This window comes from Streptomyces sp. PA03-1a (assembly GCF_033792805.1).
In the GTDB taxonomy this organism is placed as follows: Bacteria; Actinomycetota; Actinomycetes; order Streptomycetales; family Streptomycetaceae; genus Actinacidiphila.
Genome location: NZ_JARAVO010000482.1, coordinates 1 through 1,099, shown reverse-complemented (window position 1 = coordinate 1,099; position 1,099 = coordinate 1). Strand labels below are relative to the sequence as shown.

The following is a 1,099-nucleotide window of genomic DNA, read 5'->3' as shown; positions in this document are numbered from 1 at the left end:
CGGTTTACCCCTGCAGTATTCGGCGCCGGGTCCGCCGCTCGTCTCCCCCAGCCTTCGGCCGGGGGGACCCCCATGGGCGCACCCCGCCACACCCCCTCCCGCTGTGTGGGCGACTGACGGCCGGTGGGGGTGTCAGGGGCGCACGTTCCAGGGCAGTCCGCAGGATGCGAGCACGAGGTGCAGGCGTTCGTCGGTGGCCTCGGCGAGAGGGGGGACCAGCAGGGTCGCGATGCCCGCCTCGACCGCCGCACCGTCATAGGCGCAACGGTCCCCGACCATCAGCGCCTCGCCCGGACCCACCGCGAGCTCGTCCAACGCCAGTCGGAAGATGGCGGGATCGGGCTTGCACACACCATGCTCGAAGGACAGCACGAACCGGTCGACGTAACCGTCGAGGCGCGCCTTCTCGAACCACGGGCGGATGTCGAAGTGGACGTCGCTGACCACGGCAACCCGCACCCCGGCGGCCTTGAGCGTCGCAAGTGTCGGCCCCACGTCCACCGCGAAGAGATCGACGTCCGGTTGCGCCAGTTCGGCATACAGGGCGTCCACCAGCGTCTCGTCGATGCCCGCGGCCGAGGCCCAGTGCCTGAACCCGGCCCGGTACGACTCCACGGACACGTCCGCGCCGTTCATGGCCCGTGCCACTTCAGGTTGCCTGATCGCCGCGTCGAGACCAGCGCTGAGCCGCCGCACCTCCGACGGCGAGGCGTCCCGGGCGAGACGCCTCAACGCGCCCTCGATCCACGCCCCACCCTTCGGACCGGCATGGTCAGGACCCCACTTGGGGACGATGAGCGTTCCCACCCAGTCCAGAAGGACGGCCCTCACCTTTTCGACCACCCCGCCGGTATACCGGTGCGCTTATGTCGGCGGAAGGGCACCCCCGTCATTACCACCCTCCGGCCGTCAGTCGCCCACACCGGCAGGAGGGGGTGTGGCGGGGTACGCCCCCGGCCGAAGGCTGGGGGCGTACCCCGGCGCGGCACCGACCCCATACGTACGCAGCGAGGCGGTCACTGACCGCGCCGGATGGGGGTCCCCCCGGCCGAAGGCTGGGGGAGGGAGGGCGGGATCTTAAAAAAATTTACGAGGACAA

1 protein-coding gene is annotated in these 1,099 nt (G+C 70.4%); it reads right to left on the bottom strand.

Going from position 1 to position 1,099, the window contains the following annotated elements; translation table 11 throughout:
- Positions 1 to 132: 132 nt before the first annotated feature.
- Positions 133 to 831, bottom strand: coding sequence for an HAD family hydrolase (locus tag PV341_RS45045; RefSeq protein ID WP_500361039.1), 699 nt, complete (start codon positions 829 to 831; stop codon positions 133 to 135).
- Positions 832 to 1,099: the final 268 nt, after the last annotated feature.